The organism is Pedobacter miscanthi (assembly GCF_032678605.1).
Lineage (GTDB): Bacteria > Bacteroidota > Bacteroidia > Sphingobacteriales > Sphingobacteriaceae > Pedobacter > Pedobacter miscanthi_A.
Map to the genome: position 1 here is coordinate 19,474 of NZ_JAVTSU010000015.1, position 22,784 is coordinate 42,257.

General features: G+C 38.6%; 23 protein-coding genes. 6 read left to right on the forward strand and 17 right to left on the reverse strand.

Features of this window, described 5'->3' with window-relative positions:
- The first annotated feature begins 229 nt into the window (after positions 1-229).
- Positions 230-1,966, forward strand: coding sequence for a thiamine pyrophosphate-dependent enzyme (locus tag R2R28_RS20870; RefSeq protein WP_316827595.1), 1,737 nt, complete (start codon positions 230-232; stop codon positions 1,964-1,966).
- 136 nt (positions 1,967-2,102) lie between these two features.
- On the opposite strand, the gene hppD is transcribed toward R2R28_RS20870, so the two are convergent.
- The 3 genes from hppD to R2R28_RS29220 form a co-directional block, all read right to left on the reverse strand.
- Entirely contained in the window at positions 2,103-3,233 is a 1,131-nt protein-coding gene (hppD, locus tag R2R28_RS20875) for a 4-hydroxyphenylpyruvate dioxygenase (RefSeq protein WP_316827596.1), read from the reverse strand.
- A 226-nt stretch (positions 3,234-3,459) separates the two neighbouring features.
- The gene (locus tag R2R28_RS20880) at positions 3,460-4,620 is read right to left on the reverse strand and encodes a homogentisate 1,2-dioxygenase (RefSeq protein ID WP_316827597.1); all 1,161 of its coding nucleotides are present in this window, start codon (positions 4,618-4,620) and stop codon (positions 3,460-3,462) included.
- Between the two features lie 490 nt (positions 4,621-5,110).
- Positions 5,111-5,272, reverse strand: a complete 162-nt coding sequence (locus R2R28_RS29220; RefSeq protein WP_410479190.1) for an NPQTN class sortase B protein-sorting domain-containing protein — start codon at positions 5,270-5,272, stop codon at positions 5,111-5,113.
- Between the two features lie 149 nt (positions 5,273-5,421).
- Here R2R28_RS29220 and R2R28_RS20890 point away from each other — a divergent pair, with 149 nt between their 5' ends.
- The 5 genes from R2R28_RS20890 to R2R28_RS20910 all read left to right on the forward strand — a co-directional run bounded on the left by R2R28_RS20890 (position 5,422) and on the right by R2R28_RS20910 (position 9,262).
- Entirely contained in the window at positions 5,422-6,417 is a 996-nt protein-coding gene (locus R2R28_RS20890; RefSeq protein ID WP_316827599.1) for a fumarylacetoacetate hydrolase family protein, read from the forward strand.
- A gap of 179 nt (positions 6,418-6,596) precedes the next feature.
- Positions 6,597-7,484, forward strand: coding sequence for a flavin reductase family protein (locus R2R28_RS20895; protein WP_316827600.1), 888 nt, complete (start codon positions 6,597-6,599; stop codon positions 7,482-7,484).
- Between the two features lie 50 nt (positions 7,485-7,534).
- The gene (locus R2R28_RS20900; RefSeq protein ID WP_316827601.1) at positions 7,535-8,158 is read left to right on the forward strand and encodes a hypothetical protein; all 624 of its coding nucleotides are present in this window, start codon (positions 7,535-7,537) and stop codon (positions 8,156-8,158) included.
- A gap of 188 nt (positions 8,159-8,346) precedes the next feature.
- Positions 8,347-8,646 carry a hypothetical protein gene (locus R2R28_RS20905; RefSeq protein ID WP_316827602.1) on the forward strand — a complete coding sequence of 100 codons (300 nt, stop codon included), beginning with the start codon at positions 8,347-8,349 and terminating at the stop codon, positions 8,644-8,646.
- A gap of 10 nt (positions 8,647-8,656) precedes the next feature.
- Positions 8,657-9,262, forward strand: coding sequence for a YdeI/OmpD-associated family protein (locus tag R2R28_RS20910; RefSeq protein WP_316827603.1), 606 nt, complete (start codon positions 8,657-8,659; stop codon positions 9,260-9,262).
- Here R2R28_RS20910 and R2R28_RS20915 read toward each other — a convergent pair whose 3' ends face one another.
- From R2R28_RS20915 to R2R28_RS20980, 14 genes are all read right to left on the reverse strand, one after another.
- Positions 9,263-9,808 carry a C40 family peptidase gene (locus tag R2R28_RS20915; RefSeq protein ID WP_316827604.1) on the reverse strand — a complete coding sequence of 182 codons (546 nt, stop codon included), beginning with the start codon at positions 9,806-9,808 and terminating at the stop codon, positions 9,263-9,265.
- 116 nt (positions 9,809-9,924) lie between these two features.
- Positions 9,925-10,317, reverse strand: a complete 393-nt coding sequence (locus R2R28_RS20920; RefSeq protein WP_316827605.1) for a hypothetical protein — start codon at positions 10,315-10,317, stop codon at positions 9,925-9,927.
- Positions 10,318-10,369: 52 nt separating this feature from the next.
- Complete coding sequence (locus R2R28_RS20925; RefSeq protein ID WP_316827606.1) at positions 10,370-11,071, reverse strand: SDR family oxidoreductase; 702 nt, start codon at positions 11,069-11,071, stop codon at positions 10,370-10,372.
- A 308-nt stretch (positions 11,072-11,379) separates the two neighbouring features.
- A complete protein-coding gene (locus R2R28_RS20930; RefSeq protein WP_316827607.1) occupies positions 11,380-13,161 on the reverse strand; it encodes an aromatic amino acid hydroxylase in 1,782 nt (593 codons plus the stop codon).
- A gap of 520 nt (positions 13,162-13,681) precedes the next feature.
- Positions 13,682-13,981: a hypothetical protein gene (locus tag R2R28_RS20935; RefSeq protein WP_316827608.1), complete on the reverse strand. Its 300-nt coding sequence runs from the start codon at positions 13,979-13,981 to the stop codon at positions 13,682-13,684.
- A 281-nt stretch (positions 13,982-14,262) separates the two neighbouring features.
- Positions 14,263-14,772: a GtrA family protein gene (locus R2R28_RS20940; RefSeq protein ID WP_316827609.1), complete on the reverse strand. Its 510-nt coding sequence runs from the start codon at positions 14,770-14,772 to the stop codon at positions 14,263-14,265.
- 80 nt (positions 14,773-14,852) lie between these two features.
- Entirely contained in the window at positions 14,853-15,533 is a 681-nt protein-coding gene (locus R2R28_RS20945) for a CAP domain-containing protein (protein ID WP_316827610.1), read from the reverse strand.
- Positions 15,534-15,983: 450 nt separating this feature from the next.
- Entirely contained in the window at positions 15,984-16,748 is a 765-nt protein-coding gene (locus R2R28_RS20950; protein WP_316827611.1) for an SDR family NAD(P)-dependent oxidoreductase, read from the reverse strand.
- 86 nt (positions 16,749-16,834) lie between these two features.
- A complete protein-coding gene (locus tag R2R28_RS20955) occupies positions 16,835-17,242 on the reverse strand; it encodes an AraC family transcriptional regulator (protein WP_316827612.1) in 408 nt (135 codons plus the stop codon).
- 173 nt (positions 17,243-17,415) lie between these two features.
- Positions 17,416-18,285, reverse strand: a complete 870-nt coding sequence (locus tag R2R28_RS20960) for a DUF6252 family protein (protein ID WP_316827613.1) — start codon at positions 18,283-18,285, stop codon at positions 17,416-17,418.
- Between the two features lie 47 nt (positions 18,286-18,332).
- Positions 18,333-19,019: a 2'-5' RNA ligase family protein gene (locus R2R28_RS20965; protein ID WP_316827614.1), complete on the reverse strand. Its 687-nt coding sequence runs from the start codon at positions 19,017-19,019 to the stop codon at positions 18,333-18,335.
- 154 nt (positions 19,020-19,173) lie between these two features.
- A complete protein-coding gene (locus R2R28_RS20970) occupies positions 19,174-20,817 on the reverse strand; it encodes a glycine--tRNA ligase (protein WP_316827615.1) in 1,644 nt (547 codons plus the stop codon).
- 405 nt (positions 20,818-21,222) lie between these two features.
- Positions 21,223-21,954: a hypothetical protein gene (locus tag R2R28_RS20975; RefSeq protein ID WP_316827616.1), complete on the reverse strand. Its 732-nt coding sequence runs from the start codon at positions 21,952-21,954 to the stop codon at positions 21,223-21,225.
- A 32-nt stretch (positions 21,955-21,986) separates the two neighbouring features.
- Complete coding sequence (locus R2R28_RS20980; protein WP_316827617.1) at positions 21,987-22,682, reverse strand: hypothetical protein; 696 nt, start codon at positions 22,680-22,682, stop codon at positions 21,987-21,989.
- Between the last annotated feature and the right edge of the window lie 102 nt (positions 22,683-22,784).

The following is a 22,784-nucleotide window of genomic DNA, read 5'->3' on the forward strand; positions in this document are numbered from 1 at the left end:
TAACAAAATTGAAATCGCTTCGTGTTTTGTTATTTCAAAGGTGCACTTCATTTATGAAGTTTTAGTGAAGAAAACTTCACCTTACAGATATCGCTTTACTTATGTTACAATTAATAGTCTAAAGTCTTTGCCAGGTCAGATTGATCCTTTTCTACATTCGATTTAAAACAATATACCAGCTTCCGGTATTTATTAAGTATATAAAATTCCTGATATTAAAGATATCCTCATGAGTAAAAACGTTGCAGAACAACTGGTTGAAATGCTGGTTGAAGTAGGTGTAAAAAGAGTTTATGCCGTTACCGGAGACAGTTTGAATTATTTTAACGATGCTGTAAGAAGAAACGGCAAAATAAAGTGGATCCATGTACGTAACGAAGAGGTTGGCGCTTTTGCAGCAGCGGCAGAAGCTGAACTTGATGGAATAGCTTGTTGCGCAGGTAGTTGTGGTCCGGGCCATGTTCATTTAATTAATGGTCTTTATGATGCACACCGATCACATGTTCCGGTAATTGCCATTGCCTCAACCATCCCGACAAACGAATTTGGAATGGACTTTTTTCAGGAAACCAATACCATTAAATTATTCGACGATTGCAGCTACTATAACCAGGTGGCCACCACTGCCGGGCAGGTACCAAGGATGTTTCAAACGGCTATCCAGCATGCCATCCATAAAAAGGGTGTTGCTGTTTTTGGCTTGCCCGGCGATGTAGCACAATTAGATGCGGTAGAAAGTGTAACTTCTATGCAGCTGTTCAACAATAAACCTGTAATCCGTCCTTCAGATCTGGAAATACATGAGCTTTCTGATCTACTCAACAGTGAAAAGAAAATTATGCTTTATTGTGGTATTGGCGCTGCCGAAGCACATGATGAAGTGGTTGCACTTGCCGCTAAGCTAAAAGCGCCGGTGGGATTTTCGTTCAGGGGAAAAATGGGTATTCAATATGATAATCCTTACGAAGTGGGCATGACAGGTCTTTTAGGTCAGCCATCGGGATATCACGCCATGCACGAAGCCGATGTGGTGCTTTTATTAGGATCGGATTTTCCATATGTAAACTTCATGCCAACAAAAAATAAGATCGTGCAGATTGACGAAAAACCTGAACGTTTGGGCAGAAGGGCAAAACTGACGATGGGTTTATGTGGAAACATCAGCGATTCAATAAAAGCATTGTTGCCACTCATCAAAGAGAAAGAAGATGAAAGTTTCCTGAAATCTCAACTGGAATTCTATCAAAAAGTGAAAGAAAGTCAGCAGGTTTATGTTAAAGATCAGGGAGAAGAAAATAAAATCCAGCCCGAATTTGTAGCCGAAACCATTAACCGATTGGCAGCCAGCAATGCTATTTTTACGGTTGATACCGGAATGTGCTGCGTTTGGGGTGCGCGTTTTATCGATGGAACGGGCAAACGTAAAATGCTGGGTTCTTTTAACCATGGCTCTATGGCGAATGCCATGCCTATGGCTATTGGTGCCGCATTGGCTCATCCGCATCAGCAGGTAATCGCGCTCTGTGGCGATGGTGGTTTATCCATGCTTTTAGGCGATCTGGCTACGATAAAACAATACAATCTCCCTATTAAACTGATTGTTTTTAACAACAGGGCATTAGGGATGGTGAAATTGGAAATGGAAGTTGATGGTTTGCCCGATAACGAAACGGATATGATTAATCCTGATTTTGCATTGGTTGCCCAGGCCATGGGCTTTAAAGGAATAACGGTTTCTAAACCTGAAGAGGTGGAAACAGCCATTAGTCATGCGCTAATTGAAGATGGGCCGGTTTTATTAAACATTATGACCAATCCGAACGCACTGGCCATGCCACCAAAAATTGAATGGGCGCAGATAAAAGGAATGACAGAATCGATGGCCAAATTAATGCTTGGCGGCAAAATGAGTGAGGTGCTGGATACGATAAAATCAAATTATAAACATTTGGGAGAGGTGTTGTAGTTTAGAGAAGTTTCGTCATTGCGAGGAGGAACGACGAAGCAATCTTTCCTACTAGCGATCCTTGCTAGAAAGATTGCTTCGTCGGCTGAAAAAGCCTTCTCGCAATGACGGACTTTTTATATATAGTACTCCTCTGTTATAAATTACCTCTCAATTCCTGTTCGCGCTCTAAGGATTCGAAAAGTGCTTTAAAATTACCGGCACCAAAACTCTGTGCGCCTTTACGTTGAATAATTTCGAAGAAAAGGGTAGGGCGGTCTTCAACCGGTTTGGTGAAAATTTGTAAAAGGTAGCCTTCTTCATCACAGTCAACCAAAATGCCCAGGCTTTCTAGTAATGATATTTCTTCATCAATTTTGCCTACGCGTTGTGGCATCATATCGTAATATGCTTCCGGAGGTGCACTTAAAAATTCTACCCCACGCGATTTTAATTCTTTTACCGTTTTCACAATATCTTTAGTGGCTACGGCAATATGCTGTACGCCTTCACCTTCATAATATTCGAGGTATTCTTCAATCTGCGATTTCTTTTTACCTTCAGCAGGTTCATTAATCGGGAATTTAGAAAAACCATTCCCATTACTCATCACCTTACTCATTAAAGCCGAATATTCGGTATTGATCTGCTTATCATCAAACGATAAAATGTTTACAAAGCCCATTACGTCTTCATACCATTGTACCGCTTCATTCATACGGTTCCAACCCACATTGCCCACACAGTGATCAATGTATAAAAGTCCGGCATCTGCTGGTTGATATTCGCTTTCCCATACACGATAGCCAGGCATAAAAGTTCCTGTATAGTTTTTACGCTCAACAAACATGTGTACGGTTTCACCATAAGTATAAATACCGCTCATTTTAACCTCACCATTTTCATCGGTTAAAGTTTTAGGTTCCATGTATGGTTTAGCGCCACGTTTTGTGGTTTCTTCAAAGGCACTGTAAGCATCATCAACCCAAAGGGCCAATACTTTTACCCCATCACCATGTTTTTTTACATGCTCTGCAATAGGGTGATCAGATTTTAATGCAGTAGTTAGAATCAGCCTGATTTTTCCCTGCTGGAGTACATACGACGATCGGTCGCGCACACCGGTTTCTGGCCCGGCATAAGCCAAACTTTGAAACCCAAATGCCGTTTTATAATAGTGAGCTGCCTGCTTGGCATTACCCACATAAAATTCGATATAATCTGTTCCGTTAATAGGCAGAAAATCTGGTGCTTTAGCTATTTTTTCTGCGAATGTTTGTGTTTCCATTTTGTTTGTTGTTATTTAAATCCGAGGTCGAAAGACCGAAATCGGATGTATTATTGTTTTAATTTGTTGTAATGTTGAGAGGTTGGAAAGTTTTAATGTTGTCAGGTTTGAAGGTTCAAAAGCCGGACGTTAGAAAGTTTTAATGTTGAATGATTCCCCAATACCCATTTCATCTGCTCTTTATCTTTGGACCCCGGTCTTCCAACTCCAAACTCCCAACTCAAAACTACCCCTCCTGCCAGCTCTTATGGTAATTCTCGTCCTCTATATCCAATGCATCTTGTGTAAGCATTAAAGGTTTAAAAGGGTCAATCATTACGGCCAGTTCATCTGTTTTTTCTTTTCCGATTGATTTTTCTACTGTCCCAGGGTGTGGCCCATGTGGAATACCACCTGGATGTAAGGTAATCTGTCCTTTAACTACACTTTTGCGGCTCATAAAATCGCCATCAACATAATAAAGCACTTCATCACTATCTACATTGCTGTGATTATAAGGTGCCGGAATCGAATCTGGATGGTAATCGTATTTACGCGGTACGAAAGAGCAGACCACAAAATTGTGCCCTTCAAAAGTTTGGTGTACCGGAGGTGGCTGGTGCAGTCGGCCGGTTATAGGCTCGAAATCGTGGATCGAGAAAGCATAAGGGTAGTGATAACCATCCCAGCCCACATAATCAAAAGGATGGGTACCATAAGTATAAGGATAAATTAAACCCTGCTTTTTAATCAGGACCTTAAAATCGCCATATTCATCATGTGTTTGCAGGTTTTCGGGTAACCTTAAATCGCGCTCACAGTAAGGCGAATGTTCCATTAACTGGCCAAACTGGTTTAAATATCTTTTTGGTGGTCTTAGCGGACTAAAACTTTCTACAATGAATAACCTGTTCTGCTCATTATCAAATTCCATCTGGTAAATGGTTCCCCTCGGGATAATCAGATAATCGCCATAAGCAAATTTAATTTCTCCAAAACCTGTTTTTAATTTTCCCGATCCTTCGTGCACAAAAATCATTTCATCAGCCTGGCTGTTTTTGTAGAAATAATCCGTCATCGATTTTCTTGGTGCAGCCAGCACGATATGCAGATCGCTGTTTACCAGAACCGGTTTACGGCTTTTTAAAAAATCATCTTCGGGTTTAATTTTAAAACCTATTAAACTGGTATGTTTTAGGTGTTTTTCGCGGGCAATTTTTGGTTCTACGCTGTAGGGTTCACCTAAATGTTTAACTATAGTTGGCGGATGGCAATGATAAACCAGCGAATATAAACTGGAAAAACCTTCGGTTGATACCAATTCTTCGGCATAAAGATTTCCATCAGGTTTACGGAAAACCGTGTGGCGTTTAGCTGGAATTTGCCCTAATTTGTGATAAATAGGCATAATTAAATATGTTATGGTTAGAAAGAAAAAATCTTAATGAATAAACAATCCAAACGCGAATGCGTTTCAATTAATAAGAAAGAGTAGATAAATTACAGAGAATATTGCGCCATGATCAGCTTGGAAAGCATCTTATAACGACGGGCAGCAATGGCATCGTTTACTAGATTAATATGTAATGCTTTTAAGATCATGGTTTTAATGCAGCCAAGGTAAGTATTTTATTTAAAAATTGAAATTTTAATTACCTTTAATTACTTACTTATAGCACTATCTCAATGAAATTTATTTTTACATTCTTAATTTTTTTTACGTTAAGTTATACTGGTTTTGCACAGCAAAGGGGTAAATATAACATCAGGGTTGTCGATCGGAAAGGACACGCGGTAAGGGGTACTTTTTATGAGGCCGCTGATAATGGCTTAACCATCATCAGAAACCGAAGAGATACTTTAAAGCTTAGTGCCGATAGCATCAGTGCACTGTATATTCACCGGAAAGGGATTGTAGCGCCACTGGCCATTGCCGGCGGATTAACCTTTTTTGTACTGGCAGCCAAAAGTGATAAGCTGGCAGAATCTATTGTGCTTATTGCCGCCGGTGTACCTGCAGGCGTATCGGGCGGATTGTTGATCGGAGGTTTACTTTCCAATAAAAAACGTTACAAAGGACTTCAGGCAAAAGATTTCCCGGTAATAAAACCAACCCTTCAACAATACACTGTACTAAAATAATACCTGATAAGTTTTATTTTGAATAACCTAATTGCTTAGCTTTACCGCGTATTTAACCAAATGACATATGAAATTAGTATCCTATAAAACCGAAGACAGAGAGCATCTTGGTGTGTTTGTAAATGGGCATATCTATAACTTAAATAGCTGCGATAAGCTTATTCCTGATAATATGAATGAGTTTTTGCAAGGGGGAGAGGTATTGATGGAAAGAGCAAAACGCATTGATGACCAGATTAAAGAAGCAAGCCTGGAAGCCAAAGAGGAAATTTTTTACGAAATTTTAGCCCCTGTTCCGCACCCAACCAGTTGTCGAGATGGATACGCTTTCAGACAGCATGTTGCAGCAGCACGGAGGAACAGAAAGGTTGATATGATTCCTCAGTTTGATGAATATCCAATCTTTTATTTCACTAATCACAATGCCATCCAGGGTACTGGCGAAATTGAGTGTATGCCAGATCATTTTGATAAACTTGATTTTGAATTGGAATTGGCGGTTGTTATTGGTAAAAAAGGAAGAAATATAAAAGCTGCAGAGGCTGATGAATACATTGCCGGTTATATGGTAATGAACGATATGAGTGCCCGCACCCTGCAGATGGAAGAAATGCTGTTGAATTTAGGCCCTGCCAAAGGAAAAGATTTTTCTACCGTAATCGGTCCGTGGTTGGTTACACCGGATGAATTGATCCAGTACAAAGTAGCCCCTAAAGAAGGACATGTGGGCAACGCCTACGACCTGAAAATGACCTGTCGCGTTAACGGTATCGAAGTTTCTAAAGGAAACGCTGCTGACATGGACTGGACTTTTGCCGAAATTATCGAACGTTGTGCTTACGGTGTTGATATTCTTCCGGGTGATGTAATCGGTTCTGGCACCGTTGGTACGGGTTGTTTCTTAGAATTAAATGGTACCGGTTTGCTTAACGATCCTAATTATAAAGTACAGTGGTTGCAACCAGGAGATGTAGTTGAAATGGAAATAACCGGTTTGGGTGCTTTAACAAATACAATTACAAAAGCAGATACAGATTTTTCGATTTTGGCCTTAAAGAAGTAATTGAATTCTTTAATTTTTTTTGATTAAATCTTCTAGAAAATTCGTTATTTCGAGCGGAGTGCAACGAAGTCGAGAAATCTATTATAGATCTCTCCATTACGCTGCGCTTCAGTCGGGATGACGATCTTTTTAGAGTTTTAACCTCCATTTAATCCTTCCAAACAGTAAACTAACTACTCGTGCTTACCTTAAATACCTCCGATTTAACTGCCGTAGAACTTCAAAACTACCTGCAATATGCCATTGCTCCCCGGCCGATCTGTTTTGCATCCACCATTGATGCCGAAGGGAATATCAATTTAAGTCCTTTCAGTTTCTTTAATATGTTCAGTACCAATCCGCCGATTTGTGTTTTTTCCCCTTCGCGGAGGGTTCGCGATAATACCACCAAACATACTTTAGAGAATGTTCATCAGGTTAAAGAGTGCGTTATCAATATCGTAAATTACGATATGGTGCAGCAAATGAGCCTGGCCAGTACTGAATATGCAAAAGGCGTAAACGAGTTCGAAAAAGCAGGTTTTACCATGCTGAAATCGGATTTGGTTAAACCACCACGAGTGGCAGAAGCTCCTGTACAATTCGAATGTGTAGTAAATGAGGTGATTTCATTAGGTGATAACCATGGCGCAGGCAACCTGATTCTGGCCGAAATAAAAGTAATCCATATCAACGAGGATATTTTAGATGAAAATGGCAGGATTGATCAGCATAAAATCGATCTGGTTGCACGTTTGGGTGGCGATTGGTATTGCAGGGTTACCAACGATAATTTGTTTAAAGTGGCAAAACCTTTGGCCAAACTGGGTATTGGAGTAGACCGTTTACCACAATCAGTCCGCCTTTCGAAAGTATTAACCGGAAACGATTTGGGCATGCTCGGTAATGTTGAACACATACCTACTGATGAAGAAATTGATCTGATCAGCACGAATCCCGAAGTTAAAGAAGTACTCGATGCCACCATTGGCGACAGCACCAACCGCGAAAGGGAACTGCATGAGCTGGCTAAGAAATTCCTGAATAGCGGAGCGGTAGAACTTGCTTTAAAGATCGTTTTGCTTTAAATTTACTAATAGATAACTATTTGCTATATTAGTAATAAACCTGTGGTTATATGGATAATTTTTCGTTGAATGAAAAGTATATTTCTATTATATACAAAAAAATATGCCGACAAATTCCCAGTACAAATGAAATTGCATCATGGTCACCTGAAAGAAGGCCTGATGGAGAAGTAAGGCTGATTTTTTCTGTAATAAGTAAATATATACACACTGAGCGAAGAGGAGCAGAAGTTGTAACTTATCTGATAAATCCTAAAAAAAATGAACCAGGGATATTACTAAGAATGGTTAAATCTGGTATAAACTATACAGTTGACGAATTTAAACCTTTTATTTTAAAGAGTTTTGGCTCTATTGGTTTTTCCGTTGGTGCAGAGATCGGTGTAAAAATGGAATGGGCAAAATACCTCAACAGATTAAACAACAGACCTGATAAATTAGTAAGAACCGTAAGCTATATCCGTAAAGGAACAGCAATATCAAAATTTGCTAAATTTTCAGGAAATGTTATGAAAAAATCAGGCATAGTTTTAGATTTTTTAGGAACAGCTTTTATTTATTATGATATCTTAAGTGCAGGATCTCCTTCTATAATCGATTCTGATAAAATAATTCAGTCTACAACAGATGAAATTTCTAAATTATGTCAAAAGAGCCGTCCATACAACATATAATTTATAAATCTAATTATCCTATTAGTGTTTATTTGCTTATTATTCTGCCTATTGTAATCGCTTTGCTTACATTTTTTTATGGTGCTAATTTTTTTGCATTAATAATCTATTTGCCAATTTTCCTTATTATATTTTATATATTTTTCTCACGGTATGCTGCTAGGGTTGTAATAAACAACTTTTTCGAAATGAAAGTATATTATTTTTTTCCCTGGAATGAAAATTTTAGTGTAAATCTAATTACTGTTAGAAGTTTTGACTATGCTAGGGGGTTTTATGATCCATTTGATGATAGAAGATTAGGCTATTTTGGCTTTTTAAGAAGATGTTATGATCTGATAATGTTGTCAGAAAGTGATCGGAATAGGCAAAATGAGTATAAGGTCAATTTTAGGATGGGGGTCTTTAAAAAAGTAATTAATATTTTAAATAAAGAGGTAAAGATTGATCTTGTTAAATTAAAGAGTGCAGAAAACATAATTTGGTGATTTTTCGGTTATGCATACAATTGTCCAGGTAGACCAATACATTATCAATTCGGCAGAATTTGCCATTCCGATTTTGGATCATTTAAGAAATCTGGTGCATAAGGCGGATGCCCGTATTGAAGAAAAAATTAAATGGGGCATGCCCTTTTTCGATTATAAAGGCACGGTTTGTCACATGGCTTCCTTTAAAAACCATTGTGCATTTGGTTTTTGGAAAGGATCGTTAATGAATGATGAATACGGTATTTTTAAAGAGCGTTCGCAAGCCATGGGTTTATTGGGCAAAATTACATCCTTTAACGATCTGCCTTCCGATGAAATCCTGATTGCCTACATTCAGCAGGCCATTCAATTAAACGAGGATAATGTAAAGTTGCCGCTAAAGCCAAAATCTACCGAAAAGAAAGAACTTATTATTCCGGGATATTTTATGGAAGCTTTAAGCGAACATCCTGCGGCTTTAGCTGTTTTCCAGAATTTTAGCCCATCCAATAAAAAAGACTATATTTTGTGGCTTGAAGAGGCTAAAACGGAAGCAACGCGGTTAAGAAGACTGGAAACCACGCTCGAATGGCTGGCAGAAGGTAAAACCAGAATGTGGAAATATCAAAAGTAATTAAAGAATACTCACAATTTTCATGAAACGGGCTTTGTAGTGCCCATCTAAATCGGTAATGGTTACCTGGTGCGCTTTGCCCGAAGAAGCATGGATAAATTTAATGCCGTTTTCATCAATAGAATACACAATTCCAACATGGCCAATTCTTCTTACTCTCGAATTACTACCGGTAAAAATTAATACATCACCTACTTTGGCATTTTCTAAGCTGGTTTCTTTACCCGCATAGCTAAACTCGCGTGAAGAGCGTGGAACTTTAAAGCCAAAATTACTGAATACATAACTGACAAAACCAGAGCAATCGAAGCCAACTTTTGGGTTGCTGGTGGCATAACGGTAGGGGATCCCCAACATGCTTTTCGCAAAATCAATTAGTGAAGTAGAATTTGTTTGATTGGTATTTTCACTACCTGTTACTTTTTTGGGTAGGTTGGCAACCAATTGCTTTACCAGTTCCTGATACTGGGCGGGTAAGATGGTTTGGGCTTTTCCTGCCGTGGCAGACAAAATGAGAAACGAAATGGCAGCTATTATTTTCTTCATATGTTGGAACCAAAGATAGAAAAAATATCTAAAGTCGATTAAAATGTTGAAAATGAGTTGAAACAAAAAAGTCCGGGTTAATTTACCCGGACTTAAGTTAAAATATTTGGCTTCCATTAAATACTTGGGAACATCGTTTGTGCTTTATCTCCGATTAACGGGATAGGTTTTTTTTCTCCTTGAATTGCGGCAATTAATCCGATAATCCAAAATACAAAAAGTACAACCTGGATAACGCGTAGAATATAATAGCTGCCTCCAAAACCTGTTGCAAAAATTATCGGGATTAAAAATAAGCTTAAGCCCCAACTCAATACCGTAGATACCAAATGGAACAGAAGCGTTTGTTTTAAATGATAACGGCTTAATTCTGTCTTGTTATCTTTGTACATGGCAAAATAGGCAATTACCCATCCAATAAACCAAAAGTAGCTTACTATAGCTGCGTTTTTTCCATTGTCGGTGGTTTTAAATTGAGAATTTGTTTCAAAAGGAGAATTTGTTTCCATAGATTTTTTTAGTTTTTTAGATTACAGCTGTAAATTACTAAAAATTATCCTATTATGGTGTAGTAACTGCTACCGGTAAAATCTTGCCGTTAAAAAACTTATGTCCGGTTTTTGCAAAATCAGCCACATATTTTCCCATTTCGAAAGCCATTACCGGACTTTGGTAGCCAGGAAAAGCCGTTTCGAGCATTTCAGTCTGAGCTGATCCCAATGCCAGGCAATTGATTTTGATTCCTGTTTCGGCTAATTCAAAGGCCAAACATTCGGTTAAAGTGTGTAATGCTGCTTTACTTGCCGAGTAAGCCGATAATCCAGGGAATTTAACGCTTCCCTGAAAACCGCCCATGCTGCCAATGTTTACAACATGACTTCCGCTTTGCATTAGAGGTAACAGGTTTTGAATCATCCTGAAATGCGAAATCACGTTACTCTGCAGCATTTCGCCCAAATCAGCCGCTGTGGTTTCTAAAAAAGGTTTGTTAATTAATGCACCTGCGTTGTTAATCAGAATATCGATGGTGCCCACGCGTTCCTTTAAAAAAGGGATCAGTGCTGCGTAATCGTCATTTACAATATCAAACTCTACGGGTAAAAGTGTACAATCGGGATTAATGCCTCTTGCAATTTCCAGCAGTTTACGCAGTTTATCAGCCGAACGGGCAATGGCAACTATCTTATTTTCTTTATGTAAACTAAATTCTAAAGCAGTTTCGAAACCGATTCCGCTACTGGCACCTGTAATTATAATGTTCATTAAAAAATGTTAAATTGTTGCAAAGTTAAAAGGTTCTTAGTTATAATCCTCGTTTGTAACGAGGATTATCGGGAATGGTGATTTTATCACCAATTATTGTATCTTATTTTGTAAACGAAGAATATAACAAACTAAACAAAATCATTCCATAAAATTTTTTGGTAGCATGCACTATCTAATTTTCGTTGTAATTTACCGAAATGTTTGCGTAAACTTTTTTAGCAACTCCTGAAGATGCTTTTTGAATAGTAGTAATCACATTACAAATGTGATTCTCCTCCATCCCCGTTACAAACGAGGACGATAAATCAATCTTCCACAAGCAGCTGACTTACCGGATTTTTAATTACATGCAAGCCATCATTAATCAATTTGGTATGATCTGTTTCTTTACCTGCTTTAATTTCAAGATATACCTGTATCTCTTTTTCCAATTGGTGGTAGATTTTTTTGTGGTAAATAATTTCTAGGATTTCCAATGCACAAAGCCAATCCTGCCTGTGGTAAGTTTTTAATTGCGTAAAAATATCAGCCAGTTGTTCCAGGTTTTCTCCACTTTGCCTGATCTCTCTTATCGTTTTATATAAACTGTGCAGTTTTAAAGTTTTGTCATCAAAAGTAATCTGATGTGTTTTCTCTCCACTAATCAAGGTAATCTCCTCATAGGCATCTTTATCCGCAGCTCCGTTAAAAACAGAAACTATTTTTTCACCCACAGCCATGTCGTAAGTACCCCATTCTGGTTTAAACAAGATGTTTCCATTGCTTTCCATAACGGTACAATCGTTAAAGGCAATTAAAATTACCTTATCTTCTTTGGTCAAAATATCTTTAACGATACCTGCAACTTTAATTCCGCTTTCAAATAAAAGTTCAGCCTTGTCGTTTAAAATAATGCTTAAAGATTGTAATTCTGCTTGCGTATAATCTTCCAATGCTTTTTCTGCATCTTTTAAGCGGCCAACAGGCGATGAAAATCCATCAGCGTGGTAATCTTTTCCGTGGCCTGCCAGTTGTTTACCATTAAATGCCAAAGCCGATGGACCTGTGGTTTTAATAAAAGTGACTTCATCTTTAGGGTTAATGCCCATATCGGTAAATACGCCACTTACCTGTAAGCCCGAACTGTAAACCGCAGTGGCTACATTTTTACAGGCAATGGCTTTCATAATACTTTCTGCGCCACCTTTTCTAAATGCCATGGTATCGGCAAATTCTTCCAGTACATCAATTAGGTTCTGGAAAGTTTCGGTTACAAAAAGTTGTGGCTGTGTTTTCGTAATATCATAAGCGTAATTAATGGTATCGACATTGTACCAAAGTTTGGCTACCTCATCCTGCATGCAACTGGCACTTTCACCTATTGAAGAAAGTAATCCGGCACCATAAATTTTGGGGTTCTCCAGGGTGCCAATCAGGCCGTATTCAACTGTCCACCAGTGCAGGCGACCAAGCAGGGCCATTTCAGAAGGTTCGCCCATATTCTCGCTGATGTAGCGTAATTCTTTTTCAGCCCTGGCAATCTGAAATTCATCTGCATCTACAGCCTCTTTCAAAATGGAAAGTTTTCTGATGGCTTCGTATAATTCAAAATCTTTTGCCGAAAACATCGCTTTTGCCCCAATAGAGCCAAAATAGCTGAGGTAATTATTGTAATCGGTATCCGCAATAATCGGTGCATGACCAGCACTTTCGTGTATAATATCGGGTGCTGGCGTATATTCAATGTGGTTAATCTGGCGGATATCCGCAGCAATTACCAAAACGCGGTAAGCCTGGTATTCCATAAAAGCTGCCGGCGGGATAAAACCATCAACAGTAACGGCTCCCCAGCCAATTTTGCCCAGGTTATCGTTCATTGTCTGCAAATCCGGAATGTATTCTATGCTCAATCCCGCACGCTGTAAACCTTTTATATATGGATAATAAGCAACATTTTTAAGGTAACTGTAATTCTGGCGCATTACATAACGCCACACGGCCTGATCGATAGGGGTATATTTTTCGTAATTCTGGGCAACTATAAACTGCTTTAAGTGATTGGGCAATTTAGCTACCTGCGCATTATTAAAATCATTAAAATGGCTCATCGTTGTTTATGAAAATAAGTTGGTCGGCAGCTAAGTTAGGATGTTGTTTTTATCTTAACAAGAAAGCGACTGCATAAATTAACAGGTTAAGGTAATAAAGGTTTGAAGAAGGTAAAAAGATAAATTAATGATTGGTAAAGGTGCTGTAACATTTCATCGGGAGGCTTTGGTCGGGCTGTCCGCTGTATCCCCGGGAGTGGGATGCCGCTTCCATCCCGTTTATTTACAACGTTTTGTGCTGATGAACCTTGTTTTCTTTGCAATTTGCATAAAAACATAAATGGTAGTACTGCTATGGCCACCTAAACCCGACTGGAGCATAAAGCCCGGAACGAGGTACGAGTGAGGACTTATAGCGAAGGCGGGACTGCAGAAACCGATTAGCATTGTAATTGCTTTCCAAAAAAATAATGTGATTATATCAGTAAGATGATTTTGAAAGGTGCTGTAACATTTCATCGGGAAGTTCCGGTCGGGCTGTCCGCTGTATCCCCGGGAGGGGATGCCGCTTCCATCCCGTTTATTTACAACGTTTTGTGCTGATGAACCTTGTTTTCTTTGCAATTTGCATAAAAACATAAATGGTATTACTGCTATGGCCACCTAAACCGGACTGGAGCGTAAAGCCCGTAAACTGAGGAACGAGGTGCGGACTTGTAGCGAAGGCGGGACTGCAGAAACCGATTAGCATTGTAATTGCTTTCCAAAAAAATAATGTGATTATATCAGTAAGATGATTTTGAAAGGTGCTGTAACATTTCATCGGGAAGTTCCGGTCGGGCTGTCCGCTATATCCCCGGGAGGGGGATGCCGCTTCCATCCCGTTTATTTACAACGTTTTGTGCCGAAGAACCTTGTTTTCTTTGCAATTTATTATAAAAACGAAAATAGAAGCATTTTGAGGCCACCTAAACCCGACTGGAGCGTAAAGCCCGTAAACTGAGGAACGAGGTGCGGACTTATAGCGAAGGCGGGACTGCAGAAACCGATAAGCACTGTAATTGCTTTCCAAAAAACAATATGATCATCTGCGGAAAATGATGGGGAAGTTGCTCCGCCTCAGTTATTTCGTGTTAATGAGTGCATCTGTGGCTAAAAATATTAATCCTTCTTTCCTTTTTTATCCCCAATTTTCTTCACGCTGAAAGTAAAGTAGTGCTGGTATAAATAACTGAAAAGTGCCATCAAAACTGAAACCAGGATCCGCGAAAGCATTGATAAGGTTGGGTAATCGCGCAAAAGCTCTAGTAGAAACTTCAGTAACACGTAATTGGCCAGAATATTGATAAACTGCAGGTTCAAAAACCTAAAAAGCTGTACCCGGCCTTTTAATTCGCTATGGGTAAATATAACGTATTTGTTAAGCAGAAAACTGGTAGGAATGGCAACTACATAATCTATTAGTAACGAAGCTGTTTCTCTTTGCAACACAATAACCCCAAAATTTACTTCTTCGGTTTTAAAAATAAAAAAGTAGGCAAAATAGTAACTTAAAATCCCCAATAATAAAGTGCCGCCTCCGGTTGCCAGATACCTGAAATTATGTAAGGAAATAAATTTTTTAAAAGGGGGGTGAAAAAAATCTATTACGGTTAAAATGGCGTTACGCATTATTTAAAACTGTTCTGTTATTTTTGGGCGCAATTTACAATTAAATTTTTATTGCTGTAATAATAAGATCATTTAGGTTTTTACTCATTGTTATAAGATGTGGGTTGTGCCACAAAATCGATCACGGCACACCAGCTATACGATGGATGGGGCTGTATGCTTACACCAACGGTATTCAGTTTGTTTTTCTGATCCAGTAAGTTAAAACGGTGGCCAAGCGATGGTACGCCACAATCTAACAATAAATGGCAAACAATATCGAGACTATTCGAATAACCGAAGTCGATATTTTCACTCATGGCTTTATTGGGGAAATATTTAGACAACCGTTTCGAAAATTTATCGCCATTACTGCTTTCGTGTGTATCGAGGTTGTTCCGGTTTAAATCCTGGGCATGGCTCCGGCTTAAAGCAGTAAGTTTATCATCAGGATAAAACACTTGCAGGTTTTTTATTCCGCGCAAATGTTTCAATAAAGAAGTATAATAAGAGTTGTTTCGGGTAATTCGCAGTTCGTTATAGTTTCTATATTGTTTAACCTTAGCATTATAGTTATTAATGTAATCTTCTAAAAAGGTATAATAAAATTTTTCGCCATCAATACGAATCAGATTCATGTACATTACAATATTTTTCTCTTCGTTAGTTAAATAAGAGGCATTTACTGCGGTATTGGCCCTACGAAATTCGGCATCCGTCCATTTTTGGGCAAGTGCAACATTCGCAAAAAGTAAAAGTATAGGTAGAAGTATTTTACGCATAGGATGGCTTTGATGGATAACGCCATTTGATGCGGTTTATTTTCTGATTTGGTATTTTGTTTAGTGTTAAGCGATTTGCATTGACTTTCTAAAATAAAAAATAACCACCCAGGCACGAAGTCACAAAGAAAAATAAGCCTTCGTGTCTTGGTGCCTGGGTGGTTAAACGTAGCGGGTGGTTTATATTGCTAAAAAAAATAACCACTAAGGCACGAAGCCACAAAGAAATAAGCCTTCATGTATTGGTGCCTGGGTGGTTAAACATAGCGGGTGGTTTATATTTCTAAAAAAAATAACCACTAAGGCACGAAGCCACAAAGAAATAAGCCTTCATGTATTGGTGCCTGGGTGGTTAAACATAGCGAGTGGTTTATATTTCTAAAAAAAATAACCACAAAGAAATAAGCCTTCGTGTCTTGATGTCTTCGTGGTTAAAACTACGCGGGAAATTTATAAAAACATACCACCTGATGCTTCAATGCGTTGTGCATTAACCCACCTCGCATCTTCGGTGCATAAAAATGCCACCACACCACCAATATCATCAGGTAAACCTACACGGCCTAATGCAGTATTAGCAGCAATACCGGCATTAAGTTGATCATTATCGCGTACCACGCCTCCACCAAAGTCGGTTTCTATAGCGCCTGGAGCAATAATGTTCGATCTGATTCCTCTTGCACCCAATTCTTTGGCCTGGTATTTTGTTAACGTTTCCATCGCACCTTTCATTGATGCATAAGCTGCATAACCAGGGGTGGCAAAACGCGCCAAACCGGTAGAAACATTAATAATGCCGCTACCATCGTTTAATAAAGGCAAAGCTTTTTGGGTTAAAAAGAAAGCACCTTTATAATGGATGTTTACCAGGGTATCGAATTGTTCTTCGGTGGTTTCGGCAAAGGATGCATGTATTCCAATACCGGCGTTGTTAATTAAAAAGTCGAATTTTTCTGCGTTAAAAACAGATTTTAATACCGCTTTAACTTCAGTAAAAAAAGCATCAAAAGTTTTAGAGTCGGCTACGTTTAACTGTAAGAAAGCAGCCTGTACGCCAAGTTTTTTAATCTCGTTTACGGTTTCTTCAGCTTCTTCTCTTTTAGATTGATAGGTGATGATAACATCAAGTCCTTTTGAGGCGATTTTTAGTGCCGCATTTTTTCCTAACCCGCGGCTGCCGCCAGTTACCAGGGCAATTTTATTTTGTGTTTCCATTTTCTTTTAATTTGTTAAACAAAATTAGATGGAATTTGCCTGTAAAAATGGTGATAGCTTAAGTAAAAATGGTGACAGTTTAAGTTTTATATGGTGATAATTTCCTTTTTTGTAGCCAACGACTCGAAATAGGCTTCCCTATACTGTTTTGGTGTTTGGCCAGCAAAGTGTTTAAAGAATTTGGTAAAGTTGGATGGATCATACGTTAATATCCTGGCAATTTCTGCAATGGGCATGCTCACATTCTGTAACATTGATTTAGAAATTTCCATTAAACGCTCCTCAAAAAAGAAACATGGCGAATGGCCGGTAGCCGTTTTAATTGTATTGCTGAGATGTGTTGGATGTACATGGATTAAATCGGCAAAATCTCTTACCTCAAACATCTCTGTCACCCGTCCAGATACAATGTCATCAAGGTGTTTATCTAATTCTTTTAAATAATCTGCCGCAATTTCATGTCGACGGGCAAAAAACTTCTGTGGAATTTTCATATAAATGATTTTGATCGCTAAACAAATATAACATTCAGGTAATTGAATACGAAATCAGGTAAGAGGCATTTGGCTTTTTGTGACTGAAGGATTACTGGGCTGTAAATCCGAAAAAAAACAAAAGCCGTTGACGATTAAATCAGCGGCTTTAATATTTTAAAAAAAATTAACTTTTATAATTTAGTAAACGGTAAATCAAAAGTCCCATCCGTAATATTTACTGATGTTTTTATGGTGGTGTTCTGATTGCCACCACTGAAGAAAAATGTTCCTTTCAATTTATTTCCGGCTTCACTGGTGATTATCAAAGTACCGGCATCAGCATAAAATGACCCGGTTTGGCCTTGGTCTTTCATATAAACCCCGGTTCCATCATTTGCTATATCGTAAGTACCAACACCTTTATAGTCGATTATCGAAATGAGGAGGCGTTTATCGCCATTGAATGTTGTTATGGTTAGTAATTTACCAAAGGGAGAGATTACAGATGATGCCTCACCGGTAAAACCGGTTACAGTGCCATCAACCTTTGCACTTAAATTGTTTGTGCTGTTATTAGATTCAGGAATTTTTGTTGGTATCAAACTAATGCTAAACTGGCCTTCTGTAATGCTTTTGGTGGCTGAAGTAACATAGTTTTCTCCTTTGAATTCAAAAGTGCCTTTAATATATTGGTCTGCTAAATAACTGGTTATTTTTATGGTACCTGATGAGGTTCCCGTGTAAGCATCTTGTAATCCGGATGTACTTAGAAGGTAAATCGCCATGTTATCCGATAAACTATAGGTGCCAACCCCTTTAAAATCGTTGATCATTAAACTAAAGCCGGTAATTCCTTTATTGCCTGAGATCTGGACAATTGTTTTTCCACCGATTGCATAAGTTTGAGCAGTAGCTATTGTACACTGCAATAAAACACCATCAACTTTTCCACTCATGGATGAGCTATCCCATTCAGGATGATAATCGATTTCTTTTCTGCAGGATGAAGTAATTAGCAGGCATACCAATGCCAATAAAGAAAATTTAAAAAGTACTTTCACGAGCGTTATTTGTTATGGTTAATTAAATTTGCGCTAAGATAAAGAATTTAATTTAGCTGTAATGAAAAGGTGTGCAGCTTTTTAACATCTCTCTCTCTCTGATACCAGTCGTTATACACCAGTTCGATTTCTTTGATTTCAAAAGTGCCGAAATCAGCATCCCTGTTTTTTTCGATCAGGTTAATTAACGCATCTTTATTTTTTAGTTCCGATCTGAAACGGATGACCGTAGCATGTGCCGTTTGAATGGTATAACGTTTATCGATACTTTGCTGTAAATCAGATTTTTTAAAGGTGGCACGCAAATCATCTCTGATTTCATTTAAAGTATCGGTTAAAAATCCCTGGATTAAAATACAGGAAGGTGATGCCGTTAATCCTTTAAACTGAATTTTGAAACTTTTATGCCTGGTCAAAACCTGTTGGGTAAGTTTTACATAATCCTCCACATGGATATCCTTCAAATCAAAGCCATCATAACAGGAAATAATCGACATTAAAGTAATATGGATATCTGCATTTTGATAATAATACTGATCAGGTTCAATAGCTTTCGCTTCTTTTAAAAAATGCTGAATACGATGGTTGGTTGCTGCGTCGGGCCTGATGACCAAAGTAATCCCGAAACGCTGATCGGTATTTGAATCAATTAAAGGATCGATTTCGTAATCACCATTAGCAATTTTGGCAATCGAATCTTTGTAAAGTTTATTATAATGATTGGCTAAATCCATTTTTATGATACAAAAAAGTCGCAGGGCATAAAACCTGCGACTTGATAAAACGGTCGTCTCGACTGAAGCGTCCCGAATATTCGGGAGAGAGAGCTATCTCGAGGCAGATCTCTCGGCTTCGTTGCACTCCGCCCGGGATGACGAATTTATACTTTTATGCCAGTAAAGTTTTCCAGCTCACAGCCGATCCTATGATATTTCCTAAATCGGCAATGGCTACACGTTCTTGCTCCATACTGTCGCGGTGGCGTATCGTAACCGTATTATCTTCTAAACTCTGGTGATCAATGGTGATACAGAAAGGTGTACCTACTGCATCCTGACGGCGGTAACGTTTACCAATGGCATCTTTCTCTTCATAAATACAATTGAAGTCGAATTTCAGCTCTTCCATAATTTCACGTGCTTTTTCCGGTAAACCGTCTTTTTTCGTCAATGGGAAAATAGCCACTTTATATGGTGCCAAAGCAGGGTGTAAACGCAATAACGTACGGCTATCCTGTTTGTCTTCAGTGCTTAAATCCTGCTCTTCGAAAGCATTAATCATCGTTAACAAAAACATACGGTCTAAACCGATCGAAGTTTCGATTACATAAGGAATGTAATTGCCATAAGGTTTACCTTCTTCATTTAAATCGTTATCAAAATACTGCATTTTCTTGCCAGAAAACTCCTGGTGCTGCTTTAAATCGAAATCGGTACGACTGTGGATCCCTTCAACCTCTTTAAAGCCAAATGGGAATTCGAACTCGATATCTGTTGCTGCATTGGCATAGTGGGCCAGTTTAACATGGTCGTGGTAACGGTATTTCTCAGGAGCCGTTCCTAATGCTTTGTGCCATTTTAAACGTGCTTCTTTCCAATATTCAAACCATTTTGTGTCTTCACCCGGACGAACGAAAAACTGCATTTCCATCTGTTCAAATTCGCGCATCCGCATAATAAACTGACGGGCAATTACCTCATTTCTGAAAGCCTTACCAATTTGCGCAATACCAAAAGGAATTTTCATCCTTCCTGATTTCTGAACGTTTAAAAAGTTAACAAAAATACCCTGGGCAGTTTCCGGACGAAGATAAACCTCATCACTACCCTCAGCCATTGCACCAAACTGTGTGCTAAACATCAGGTTAAACTGGCGTACATCTGTCCAGTTTGATGTTTTGGAAATCGGGCAGATGATTTTATAATCAACAATTAAATCTTTTAGCTGTGCTAAATTTTCCGATTTAAGTGCCAGATTCATCTCTACTTCAAGCGTTAAACCTTTTTTTACAAATCTCCAGCTAGCTTCATCAACAAAAGGATATTTGGTGTTGTCTAAAATGGTGGCCTCATCTTTAAAAGTTGGTGCCCAGCTTGCCTGACCTTCGTCACTCAAACCCAGTATTTCCTGCTGAAACTCTTCAAACTTAACTTTATTATCAGCACTGAAATTGGCTAGCTCAGCATAAAGTTCATCAATTTTATTTTCTAATAACTGATCTGCGCGGTAACGTTTTTTCGAATCTTTATTATCAATCATCGGGTCGTTAAAACCATCTACGTGTCCGCTGGCTTTCCAAACCTTAGGGTGCATAAAAATTGCAGAATCAATCCCTACAATATTTTCATGCATTTGTACCATAGCTTTCCACCAGTACGTTTTAATGTTGTTTTTTAATTCGGCACCTAATTGGCCATAATCGTAAACAGCACTTAAGCCATCATATATTTCGCTGCTCTGGAATACAAAACCGTATTCTTTAGCATGTGATATTACATTTTTAAATTGTTCGTCGTTATTCTTTTGAGCCATAATGCAGCAAAGATAATAAATAAGGTAAAAGGTAAGAGGTAAAAGGTAAAAGGTTTTTGATCAAGCCAAAATGGATTAATAAATTTTAGAATGTTGGCATTTAACTCAGGTAGCCTTAGGTGGCTAAGGTGGTCAGAAAAGACGAAAGACATCTTGACGAGCGAGCTTATATGTTCTTAAATCTCTTATATTGTTCAAAATATTAGAAAAGCAATAGTTTGCTTATTGGTTCCGGTGTTCCTGCTCCGCTTTACCTCTCCAGATGAAAAATCAGGATCGTGCTCGCTGCAATCAGGTTTAGGTAGCCAATATTGTGAAATTATAAATGTTTAACTTTATGGTGTAAAAAAATCGGCGCTGCTAAATGCAACACCGATCTTTGACGAGAAACGCCAACCTAATTAATTATGGGGTAGGGGGAGTATCGCTACCGGTTGTAATAATACTTATAATTCCTTCGGTACCTGTTGAACCAACCCCATTAACCGGAGAAACTCCAACACCTCCTTCAGAACCCCAACCCGGAACCGGTCCCATTGTTTTGCAGTCGCTGCTTTTAGAAAATGTCCCTGTTGTTTTACCATCATCTCCAGGCTGTCCAGCTAAACCTTGCGAGCCGCCTACGCCTGGCCGGCCACCTGCACCACCATTGGTTTGTAACGGAATTTGAGTGCTTCCAGATTGATTATGTTTCATCACGATCGAAACGTCGCCGCCTCGACCGCCCGGGCCGCCAAAACCGCCATCTCCGCCTCTCCCTCCAGATCCTCCATTTCCGCCGTGTCTTCCTAATTCACAGTCATCCCCATCGCCACCTTTACCACCTTTGCCTCCGGTACCCCCTTTACCACCAGTGCCTCCATCTCCTCCTTTACCCCCCACACTGGAAATATTAAAACCACCATAGTATATTTCTACTTCTAATCTGAAATTTCCAGCTGCTCCACCAGGGCCGCCAGTTCCACCATTACCGCCGGGGCCACCAGGCCCCCCTGCGGCACCTAATTCGGCACAATCATCATCGCAACACCATGGGCAATTTGCTTTGTTTCCGTTAATACCTAAACCACCATTTAATCCTTCTGGTCCACTAAAGCCTACAGCTCCATCTGTACCGTTTAAAATAATATTATGCATTTTAATATGATTTTTATTAACTAATTTTTTATCTATTTACTGGTTAAAATTGAAGTAGAGCGGCCTTCGACTTTGTTCGAATAAGCTTTTGCTGTTTTACACTTTAAGAAAAGGTAGGATGATTTGATTTCCATTTTTCCGTTTGTATGTATCACTAAGTTTCTACCTTTAATAAGATCTGTACCAGAATTAACTGTTAGCGTAGAATTCGTGTTAATGATGATGTCGTCTAATGAAAAATACACTACATTTAATCCAAGACGCGGATTTTTCAATAAATTCATGGTCATTTTATAGGCGTGTATGGCTTCAAAGTCATCCCATAAAATCTGTTTGCCGTAATGATTGGTAAGTAGTTTAGCTAATTGAAAGTTGCCCTTCCTTCTTATATTCCTATACTGGGTTTGCAAGGAATGCTCAACGTGATCGTGACATTTACAATCACTTTGTTTTGAAAAGTTATAGTCTTTTTTTGCAATTGTCAGAGATTCATCATCATCCTCGGAAATTGCTTTTAAGATACTTTCCTTACTTAAACCTTGTGGAATTATACTTAATTCTTGTAGGTCTTCAAATGATTTAATAGATACATAATGTAAAGCATCTGAAAACATTTTTTCATTTGGACCGATTGTAATGTGACTGTTTTCAGCAACTTCCAGAGGAATTGATTTGACTCTCTGTAGTTCCTTTACTGAGATTAATTTTCTTTCTTTAAAATTTTCCATGGTTTTACAATTTATTTAATGGCGAATAATAATTTTTGTGATTTGTTTAATAAACTAATAGCATGATTATCCTATTAAGAGGTTTTAGATTTTACTGTGTAT

What these genes read in the sequence shown, in the direction of transcription:
- R2R28_RS20870 (WP_316827595.1), top strand. Translation starts at nt 230, where the DNA reads ATGAGTAAAAACGTTGCAGAACAACTGGTTGAAATGCTGGTTGAAGTA.
- hppD (WP_316827596.1), bottom strand. Translation starts at nt 3,233, where the DNA reads ATGGAAACACAAACATTCGCAGAAAAAATAGCTAAAGCACCAGATTTT.
- R2R28_RS20880 (WP_316827597.1), bottom strand. Translation starts at nt 4,620, where the DNA reads ATGCCTATTTATCACAAATTAGGGCAAATTCCAGCTAAACGCCACACG.
- R2R28_RS20890 (WP_316827599.1), top strand. Translation starts at nt 5,422, where the DNA reads ATGAAATTAGTATCCTATAAAACCGAAGACAGAGAGCATCTTGGTGTG.
- R2R28_RS20900 (WP_316827601.1), top strand. Translation starts at nt 7,535, where the DNA reads ATGGATAATTTTTCGTTGAATGAAAAGTATATTTCTATTATATACAAA.
- R2R28_RS20905 (WP_316827602.1), top strand. Translation starts at nt 8,347, where the DNA reads ATGAAAGTATATTATTTTTTTCCCTGGAATGAAAATTTTAGTGTAAAT.
- R2R28_RS20910 (WP_316827603.1), top strand. Translation starts at nt 8,657, where the DNA reads ATGCATACAATTGTCCAGGTAGACCAATACATTATCAATTCGGCAGAA.
- R2R28_RS20915 (WP_316827604.1), bottom strand. Translation starts at nt 9,808, where the DNA reads ATGAAGAAAATAATAGCTGCCATTTCGTTTCTCATTTTGTCTGCCACG.
- R2R28_RS20920 (WP_316827605.1), bottom strand. Translation starts at nt 10,317, where the DNA reads ATGGAAACAAATTCTCCTTTTGAAACAAATTCTCAATTTAAAACCACC.
- R2R28_RS20925 (WP_316827606.1), bottom strand. Translation starts at nt 11,071, where the DNA reads ATGAACATTATAATTACAGGTGCCAGTAGCGGAATCGGTTTCGAAACT.
- R2R28_RS20930 (WP_316827607.1), bottom strand. Translation starts at nt 13,161, where the DNA reads ATGAGCCATTTTAATGATTTTAATAATGCGCAGGTAGCTAAATTGCCC.
- R2R28_RS20935 (WP_316827608.1), bottom strand. Translation starts at nt 13,981, where the DNA reads ATGGAAGCGGCATCCCCCTCCCGGGGATATAGCGGACAGCCCGACCGG.
- R2R28_RS20940 (WP_316827609.1), bottom strand. Translation starts at nt 14,772, where the DNA reads ATGCGTAACGCCATTTTAACCGTAATAGATTTTTTTCACCCCCCTTTT.
- R2R28_RS20945 (WP_316827610.1), bottom strand. Translation starts at nt 15,533, where the DNA reads ATGCGTAAAATACTTCTACCTATACTTTTACTTTTTGCGAATGTTGCA.
- R2R28_RS20950 (WP_316827611.1), bottom strand. Translation starts at nt 16,748, where the DNA reads ATGGAAACACAAAATAAAATTGCCCTGGTAACTGGCGGCAGCCGCGGG.
- R2R28_RS20955 (WP_316827612.1), bottom strand. Translation starts at nt 17,242, where the DNA reads ATGAAAATTCCACAGAAGTTTTTTGCCCGTCGACATGAAATTGCGGCA.
- R2R28_RS20965 (WP_316827614.1), bottom strand. Translation starts at nt 19,019, where the DNA reads ATGGATTTAGCCAATCATTATAATAAACTTTACAAAGATTCGATTGCC.
- R2R28_RS20970 (WP_316827615.1), bottom strand. Translation starts at nt 20,817, where the DNA reads ATGGCTCAAAAGAATAACGACGAACAATTTAAAAATGTAATATCACAT.
- R2R28_RS20975 (WP_316827616.1), bottom strand. Translation starts at nt 21,954, where the DNA reads ATGCATAATATTATTTTAAACGGTACAGATGGAGCTGTAGGCTTTAGT.
- R2R28_RS20980 (WP_316827617.1), bottom strand. Translation starts at nt 22,682, where the DNA reads ATGGAAAATTTTAAAGAAAGAAAATTAATCTCAGTAAAGGAACTACAG.